The organism is Flavobacterium sp. (assembly GCF_039916025.1).
GTDB lineage: Bacteria > Bacteroidota > Bacteroidia > Flavobacteriales > Flavobacteriaceae > Flavobacterium.
Map to the genome: position 1 here is coordinate 1 of NZ_JBDSMB010000170.1, position 8671 is coordinate 8671.

General features: G+C 35.1%; 8 protein-coding genes and 1 tRNA gene. 4 read left to right on the forward strand and 5 right to left on the reverse strand.

Annotated features, from left to right (window positions below; all coding sequences use genetic code 11):
- Positions 1-37 precede the first annotated feature (37 nt).
- The 4 genes from ABIQ27_RS12890 to ABIQ27_RS12905 all read left to right on the forward strand — a co-directional run bounded on the left by ABIQ27_RS12890 (position 38) and on the right by ABIQ27_RS12905 (position 5323).
- Positions 38-110: transfer RNA gene (locus tag ABIQ27_RS12890), tRNA-Met, on the forward strand.
- A gap of 61 nt (positions 111-171) precedes the next feature.
- A complete protein-coding gene (gene era / locus ABIQ27_RS12895; protein ID WP_348034322.1) occupies positions 172-1056 on the forward strand; it encodes a GTPase Era in 885 nt (294 codons plus the stop codon).
- A 38-nt stretch (positions 1057-1094) separates the two neighbouring features.
- Positions 1095-2402 carry a ribosome biogenesis GTPase Der gene (gene der / locus ABIQ27_RS12900; protein WP_348034323.1) on the forward strand — a complete coding sequence of 436 codons (1308 nt, stop codon included), beginning with the start codon at positions 1095-1097 and terminating at the stop codon, positions 2400-2402.
- Between the two features lie 140 nt (positions 2403-2542).
- The gene (locus ABIQ27_RS12905; RefSeq protein ID WP_348034324.1) at positions 2543-5323 is read left to right on the forward strand and encodes an outer membrane beta-barrel protein; all 2781 of its coding nucleotides are present in this window, start codon (positions 2543-2545) and stop codon (positions 5321-5323) included.
- Positions 5324-5426: 103 nt separating this feature from the next.
- Here the strand turns inward: ABIQ27_RS12905 and ABIQ27_RS12910 are convergent, their stop codons facing one another.
- Genes ABIQ27_RS12910 through ABIQ27_RS12930 form a run of 5 tightly spaced genes read right to left on the reverse strand, consistent with a single transcriptional unit; the run spans position 5427 to position 8597 of the window.
- Positions 5427-6185 carry a TPM domain-containing protein gene (locus tag ABIQ27_RS12910; protein ID WP_348034329.1) on the reverse strand — a complete coding sequence of 253 codons (759 nt, stop codon included), beginning with the start codon at positions 6183-6185 and terminating at the stop codon, positions 5427-5429.
- 35 nt (positions 6186-6220) lie between these two features.
- On the reverse strand, positions 6221-6661 hold the full coding sequence (locus ABIQ27_RS12915; RefSeq protein ID WP_348034325.1) for a TPM domain-containing protein: 441 nt from the start codon (positions 6659-6661) through the stop codon (positions 6221-6223).
- Between the two features lie 9 nt (positions 6662-6670).
- On the reverse strand, positions 6671-7258 hold the full coding sequence (locus ABIQ27_RS12920) for a LemA family protein (protein WP_348034326.1): 588 nt from the start codon (positions 7256-7258) through the stop codon (positions 6671-6673).
- 26 nt (positions 7259-7284) lie between these two features.
- Positions 7285-7617 (reverse strand): MerR family transcriptional regulator, encoded by a 333-nt coding sequence (locus ABIQ27_RS12925; RefSeq protein WP_348034327.1) that lies wholly within the window; start codon positions 7615-7617, stop codon positions 7285-7287.
- Positions 7617-8597 carry a M23 family metallopeptidase gene (locus ABIQ27_RS12930; protein ID WP_348034328.1) on the reverse strand — a complete coding sequence of 327 codons (981 nt, stop codon included), beginning with the start codon at positions 8595-8597 and terminating at the stop codon, positions 7617-7619. Before ABIQ27_RS12930 ends, ABIQ27_RS12925 begins: the two co-directional genes overlap by 1 nt.
- Between the last annotated feature and the right edge of the window lie 74 nt (positions 8598-8671).

Sequence of the window (8671 nt, forward strand, 5' to 3'; positions counted from 1 at the left end):
TGTGTCGATTTTCATTGTATATTTGCACTCGAAACAGCGCGGGATAGAGCAGTAGGCAGCTCGTCGGGCTCATAACCCGAAGGTCACAGGTTCGAGTCCTGTTCCCGCTACTAAAATCAAACCAAAACCGAAAACCCTACATGAGTTTTCGGTTTTTTTATTCTCATTATAATGGAGCACAAGGCAGGTTTTGTAAATATTATTGGTAACCCAAACGTTGGAAAATCAACTTTAATGAATGCGTTCGTTGGAGAAAGATTGTCAATCATTACTTCCAAAGCACAAACTACACGTCACAGAATTCTCGGAATTGTGAATGGGGATGATTTTCAGGTTATCCTTTCAGATACGCCTGGAATTATAAAACCAGCTTATGAAATGCAGAAATCGATGATGGATTTTGTAAAATCTGCTTTCGAAGATGCTGATGTTTTGATTTATATGGTTGAGATTGGCGAAAAAGAATTGAAAGACGAAGATTTTTTTAATAAAATCATTCACGCCAAAATTCCGGTTTTATTGCTTTTGAATAAAATTGACAAATCAAATCAGGAACAATTAGAAGAGCAAATCCAAATGTGGACGGAGAAAGTTCCAAACGCAGAGATTTACCCAATTTCGGCATTAGAAAACTTTAATGTAAAAGAAGTTTTTGCCCGTATTTTAGAATTACTTCCAGTGTCGCCAGCTTATTATCCAAAAGATGCCTTGACAGATAAACCCGAGCGTTTCTTTGTGAATGAAACCATTCGTGAAAAAATCCTTTTGAATTATGACAAGGAAATTCCATATGCAGTTGAAATCGAAACAGAAGAATTTATCGAAGATGAAAAAATCATCCGAATTCGTTCCGTAATTATGGTAGAACGTGATACACAAAAAGGAATTATCATCGGACACAAAGGTGGCGCTTTGAAAAAAGTTGGAATGCAATCCAGAGAAGATTTAGAAAAATTCTTCGGAAAACAAATCCATATTGAATTGTATGTAAAAGTCAACAAAGACTGGAGAAGCAATGCTTTTCAGCTGCGCAGATTTGGTTACAATCAAAAATAGAAAACAGAATAAAGAGAATAGATTTTAAAAATAAAAGCATGAACAATATTGTTGCCATAGTAGGAAGACCGAATGTAGGGAAATCTACTTTTTTTAATAGATTAATCCAAAGAAGAGAAGCCATTGTGGACTCGGTTAGTGGTGTTACCCGTGACAGAAACTACGGAAAAAGCGAATGGAACGGAAAAGAGTTTTCGGTAATAGATACAGGTGGTTATATCAAAGGTTCGGATGATATTTTTGAAGGTGAAATTCGACGCCAAGTTGAATTGGCAATTGATGAAGCAGATGCTATTATTTTTGTGGTAGATGTTGAAGAAGGCATTACGCCAATGGACGCTGCAGTTGCTAAGTTGTTGAGAAAAGTTACCAAACCAATTTTAATAGCCGTAAACAAAGTCGATAATGCAATGCGTGAAAAAGACGCTATTGAATTTTATAATTTAGGATTAGGCGAATATTTTACGATATCGAGTATAAGCGGAAGCGGAACTGGAGATTTGTTAGATAAATTAGTAGAAGTTTTGCCAGAATTGCCCGAGACAACTGAGACTGAAGTTTTACCAAGATTTTGTGTTGTTGGTCGCCCAAATGCAGGAAAATCATCTTTCATTAATGCTTTGATTGGCGAAGACAGATTCGTAGTTACCGATATTGCCGGAACAACGCGTGATGCGATTGATACAAAATACAACCGTTTCGGATTTGAATTCAACTTAGTTGACACTGCGGGAATTCGTAGAAAAGCCAAAGTAAAAGAAGATTTAGAATTTTATTCGGTGATGCGTTCGGTTCGTGCTATTGAGCATTCGGATGTGATTATTTTGTTGATTGATGCTACCCGAGGTTTTGAAGGACAGGATCAAAGTATTTTTTGGCTTGCCGAAAAAAACAGAAAAGGTGTTGTGATTTTGGTAAACAAATGGGATTTGGTTGAAAAAGATACCATGTCAACACGTGATTATGAAAATAAAATAAAGGAAGAATTAAAACCTTTTACCGATGTGCCAATTTTGTTTGTATCAGCATTAACCAAACAACGTTTGCTAAAAGCATTGGAAACAACAGTTCAGGTTTTTGAAAACAGAAAACAACGTATTCAAACTTCAAAGTTCAATGATTTTATGTTGAAATTGATTGAATCTCATCCGCCACCAGCGTTGAAAGGGAAATACGTAAAGATTAAATATTGCATGCAGTTGCCAACACCAACGCCACAGTTTGTGTTTTTTGCCAATTTGCCACAATATGTTCAGGAAGCCTATAAACGTTTCTTAGAAAATAAAATACGTGAAAACTGGGATTTCTCAGGCGTACCGATTGATATTTACATAAGAGAAAAATAATTAAAAAGAATATTTCTGACTACACTAAAAATAGCGTTATCTGTAAATGTTAAATTTTCGTAAGAATTTTTTACATTAAACAATAAAGTGAGAAATTAGCCGTTATTATTACAATTTAATAGTAACCGCTAATTTTTTTTATGCCAAAATCTCTCTATCTACTTTGCTTTCTTCTGATAAGCACTTTTACTTTCGCCCAAAAAACGGTTTCCTTAAAAGGAAAAGTAATCGATGAAACTACAAAATTACCCATCGAATCTGCTACTGTTTATCTTTCAGCAGTCAAAGATTCTGCTGTTATAGATTATACCATTACCAACAAGCTCGGGAATTTTGATTTTAAGATTAAGAAAATCAATCAACCAGTATTCCTTAAAATTTCTTTTATTGGTTTTCAGCAATCTAAAACACAATTGACTTCATTTACTGAAGACAAAGATTTTGGGACTATTGAACTAAAAGAATCTATTAATAAATTGGATGAAATTGTTATCAAGAACGAAGCGCCACCAATCAGGATTAAGAAAGATACCTTAGAATTCAACGCTTCATCGTTCAAATTGCGTCCCGATGCAAACGTGGAAACGCTTTTAAAACAATTACCCGGAGTCGAAATTGATGCCGAAGGAAAAATTACGGTTAACGGAAAAGAAGTCAACCAGATTTTAGTGAATGGGAAACCATTTTTTGATAAAGATGGAAAGATAGCTTTGCAAAATCTGCCATCGGATATTATCAATAAGGTGCAGGTTACGGATACCAAAACCAAAAAAGAAGAAATCACTGGTCAAGCCGCAAGTTCCAATAATGCCAGCATAAACCTAACGATTGATGAAGATAAGAATAAAGGTTTGTTTGGCAAATTCATGGCAGGTAGTGGGACTGACAAGCGCTATGAAAGCAGTGCGCTCGTGAATTATTTTAAAGGAAAACGGAAAATAAGTATTTTGGCTTCGTCCAATAATATCAACGCAACTGGTTTTTCTATGGATGAGATTTTTGACAATATGAGCGGAACCAGGAACAATTCTTTCTACACAAGTTCCGATGGTTCATTTGGATTGAACGGAATGACTTTTGGCGGTAATAAAGGAATTACACATTCTAATTTGGTTGGGATAAATTATTCTGATGAATTAGTTAAAGATTTTGAAACATCAGCGAGTTACTTTTTTGCCAGTGCCGATACCAGAAACAAAAATAAAACCAATCAGATCAATTTCCTGCCGGATGGCAATTTTACAACCAATTCCAACTCGGATTCAAAAGAAAATAAGTATAGCCACAATCTCAATATGGAATTAGAATATAAAATTGATTCTACATTTTCGATTGTTATTGTTCCAAAGTTTGCCAAATCCAATAGTCAGTCAACTAACAATTCTCATGAAGAATCTCTTGATGATGCCAATCAATTACTCAACGAAAGCACTTCGTTCGTAACCAATGAAAATAACAGACAGAGTTTTAATAATAATATAGATTTTAATAAAGCTTTTCGAAGAAAAGGAAGAAACATAAGCGGTTCAATTCAAAATGAAAATATCAGAACGGAAATAAACAATTTGACGAATTCGGGCACCATTTTTTACCAGGGAACTGAGCCTGACGATATTCGGAATCAAATCAAAAACTCACGAAATATAGCCGATAAATACTCATTTGGATTAGAATATACTGAGCCTGTTCTTGATTCGCTATCCATACATGTTAGTGTAGATGTTGAGCAGGAAAAAAAGCTACAAAGCAGAAAGGCATTCGATTTTGATTCAGTTTTAGGAACCTATACTACAGAAAATGATGCTTTGTCAAACTATCTGACATCGAGCAGAAACACCATCTGGGCAAAATCAGGTTTTTCTTTTGCTAAAAAGAAATATAATCTGAATGTGAGACTTGGGCAGGCCATTACAAGGTTTGATAACCATTCGTTATATCTTGGAAATACGGTTGATTTGAATAAGAATTATATTTTACCTGTTGCTGATATTTATGGTGGTTATAATTTCACAAAGTCAAAAGGAATTTGGTTGAATTACAGTTACGATGTTTATTATCCTGAAGCGAGCCAGGTTTTGCCGGTCGAAAACTTGACCAATCCATTGAATACCTATATTGGAAATCCCGATTTGGATCCGAATAAATACCACCAGCTTTATTTTAGTTTTAGGGATTATGACTATGCCACCAAATCTGGATATAGTATTTACATGGGTGGAAATGTTTATGATAACCAAATTACATTGTCGACAACATTTGACGAAAACAGAAAAAGAACTACGACTTATAAAAACGTTTCAGGAACTTATGAGAACTGGTTTGGTTTTCACTGGAGTAAGACAATTAAAAAAGGAGTTCATAGTTTTAAATTTGGCGGCGGATTTAATTCGGGTTATGATTTAAATAAAGGATTTACCAACGGAGAATTGTATGAAGCCAAGGTTTTTGACATAACACCAAGAGTGAATTTCACTTATGACTATGGTGAATTATTTTCTATAAATCCAACTTATAGATATACGATTAATGATACTAAATATTCAAATTATGTGGTGAGTTCGGCATCAAGTTTTGTGCATAAGTTTAATATGCAGATTACCAATTATTGGCCAAAAAATTGGGTTTTTGGTAACGACTTCGGATACACTTACAATTCAAACATCGCTGACGGATTTAAGAAAGATTTCTATTTGTGGAATACAAGTTTGGCGTATAGTTTTTATAATAAAAAATTTACTGCCAAAGTCAAAGTGTATGACATACTGAATCAAAATCAAAACGCGACAAGAACGATATCCGCAACAACGATAAAAGATGAAGAAAATATTGTTTTAAAGCGTTACGCGATGTTTTCATTAACCTATAAGATTGAGAAGTTCGCAGGAAAAGAAAAGAAACCAAGTGGAAGATTTAATTGGTAAAAAGCAAAAGCCTCGTTCAACTGAACGAGGCTTTTTAGTATTAAGTATCATGTATTAAGTATTAAGAAAACTGCCAACTGCTACTGCTAACGGAATATTCTTTCTACCAGCTTCCGCCGCTTCCACCACCAGAAAATCCACCGCCGCCAAATCCGCCACCGAATCCGCCGCCGCCTGAACTTCCTCCGAAACCGCCGCCACCAAATCCGCCGCCGCCGCTACTTCTGCCAAGACTACTTAACAAGATAATATCCATTAAGCCCATTCCGCCACCGCCGTTATTTCCACCGTTATTTTTGTTTTTAGAAATAATGACAATGATGATAATAATGATAATGATTATCGGAACAATTGGAAAGCCTCCACTTTTTTTAGATTGCTTTCGCTCGCCTTTGTATTTGCCTGTGAAAACATCAAAAAGCGCATCAGCACCTTTGTCTAAACCATTGTAATAACTTCCGGCTTTGAACTCAGGTATGATAATGTTTCGTATTATTTCTCCACCAATACCAGCTGTTAGCCTGTCTTCAAGACCATAACCAGGTGCAATCCAGATTTTTCTTTCGGCTTTCGCCAAAAGGATAAAAACACCATTGTCTTCTTTGGCCTGACCAACTTTCCAGGCATGCCCCCATTTTGGAGCAAGGATTCCAATATCTTCGCCTTTCAGACTTTCAATAGTTACGACTACAATCTGTGTTGAAGTAGAGTCGGAATAACGAATTAGTTTTTCTTCTAATTGTGTTTTTTCAGTCGGACTTAAAACATTAGCATAATCATACACTGATGTTTGTAGGCTTGGAACTTCTGGAATAGTATATTGTGAGTATCCATTTTGAAATGTCAAAAACAAAACCATCATCAAAAGGCAACGAATAAAAATTTTACTTACTGTTTTCATTCTCCTAGTGATATTTCGTTTGAAAGTTCGTCTTTGTCGTTATCCTGATAAGGGAAATGCGTTTTGAGTTGCTCTCCGGCTTTCAAAATACCATCAATCAACCCTTGCTTGAAATTCCCGTTTTGGAAATGATTTTGCATAGCATCTTTTGTAGAATTCCAAAAATCAACACCCACTTTTTCGTTAATTCCTTTATCGCCATAAATGGCAAACTGTTTGCTTTTTACAGCCACATAAATAATAACGCCATTACGTTCCTGGGTATTTTCCATGTTAAGAGTACGGAATACTTCCATCGCCCTGTCTATAGCAACGACGGAAGTTTCTTTTTCTATGTGTACTCTAATTTCGCCAGAAGTATTTTTTTCGGCTATGCCAATAGCAGCAACAATTTCTTGCTCTTCGGCTTTTGTTAAAAATTCTTCTACTTTAGACATTGCTCTAAATTAGAATTTTACTTCAACAGGTTTTTCAGCACCTTCAACCGCTTTGAAATATGGTTTTTCTTTGTATTTTCCTAAAAAGATACTTTGTGGCATAGCCAATACATATCCGTTATAATCTTGTACTGCTTCGTTAAAACGTGTTCGTGCTGTTAAGATTTGATTTTCGGTACTCGCCAATTCATCTTGTAATTTCAGGAAGCTTTGGTCAGCTTTCAGATTTGGATACTGTTCAACACTTACCAATAATCTTGATAAAGAGGATGAAACTCCAGATTGTGCCGAATTAAATGCAGCCAATTGTTCAGGTGTTACATTGCTTGGGTCAATTGTTACAGAAGTTGCTTTGGCACGAGCTTCAATAACCGCTGTTAATGTTCCTTTTTCATGCTCTGCGTAACCTTTAACAGTATTTACCAAATTTCCAATCAAGTCATTTCTTCTTTGATAAGCTGTATTTACATTTCCCCATTCTTTATTTACTGCTTGATCTTTGCGTAATCCAGTATTCATAACACCTACTACCCAAAAAACAATAATTAAAATTGCTCCAATTCCAATAATCCAAGGTAAAAATTTTTTAAAGTCCATGTTTTTTAATTTAAAGTTAAGTTTATTTATAATTGATTTTTGATGTTTACTAATTGTGTTTTCACCGTTTCCAGTTTGCTAATGATTTCATACTTGTCAAGCGTTTTCTTTTGGCCTTCTTTCAAATGCGTCTTAGCACCTTCGAGCGTAAAGCCACGTTCTTTAACCAAATGATAAATCAGTTGTAAATTCTTGACATCTTCTGGCGTGAACATTCTGTTGCCTTTGGCATTTTTCTTTGGTTTCAGAATATCGAATTCTTTGTCCCAAAAACGAATCAATGAGGTGTTTACATTAAAAGCTTTGGAAACTTCTCCAATGCTGTAATATCTTTTGTCTGGTTTTAGTTCTATATGCATTAGTCTAGAGATTGATTTTCTTGGTTAGCTAATTTTGAAATGGCAGTGTATTCTGCTGCCGATATATTTCCGTAATAAAAATTTATTGGGTTTACCACTTTGCCATCTTTATGGACTTCATAATGCAAATGTGGTGCTTCGCTTCTTCCGGTGCTTCCTACATAACCTATAATATCGCCACGTTTTATTCTTTGGCCGGCTCTACATTTGTATTTGCTTAAATGCCCATATAAGGTTAAGTAACCGAAACCGTGACTGATTTCAATATGATTGCCATAACCCGATTTTGAATTATCAGCACTTTTAACGACACCATCACCAGTTGCAAAAATTGGAGTCCCGGTACTCGCCGTAAAATCCATGCCTTCATGCATTTTTCTCACTTTCGTAAAAGGATCACTTCGATAACCAAAACCTGAAGCAATACGTTTTAATTGTTCATTCTTCACAGGTTGAATTGCAGGAATTGAAGCCAATAATTTGTTTTTTTCTTTTGCCAGTTTCAAAATTTCATCCAACGATTTTGATTGAATGGCTAATTCTTTTGAAATAATATCAACTCGATTAGAAGTGTTAATGACCAAATCGGAATTATTAAATCCTTCTAACTCTTTATATCTGTTCACACCACCAAAACCGGCTTTGCGCTGTTCATTCGGAATTGGTGACGTATTAAAATAAGCTCTGTAAATATTGTTATCTCTGTCGGCAACATCATCCAAAACATCAGCAACTTCATCCATTTTTCTATTCAATATAGAATAACGCAATTTCATCGTTTCAATTTCACGCGCCTGCAATCTGTCTTTTGGAGTTTCTAAATAAGAAGAATTCAATAACGCCACAAAACATAAAAAGCCAAAAAGGGAAGAAGCAAGTAAAAACAAACCAATAAATCCTAACTTTTTAGACAGTTTCGGTTTTATTTTGCGGTAAGCCAAACTTTCGGTATCGAAATAATACTTTACTTTCTTCGCCATTTTTTATTTTATACTATTTTTGTGGAAGTTTTTAAGAAACAATGGTTATACGAACAAATTTAACAAATGTTTCA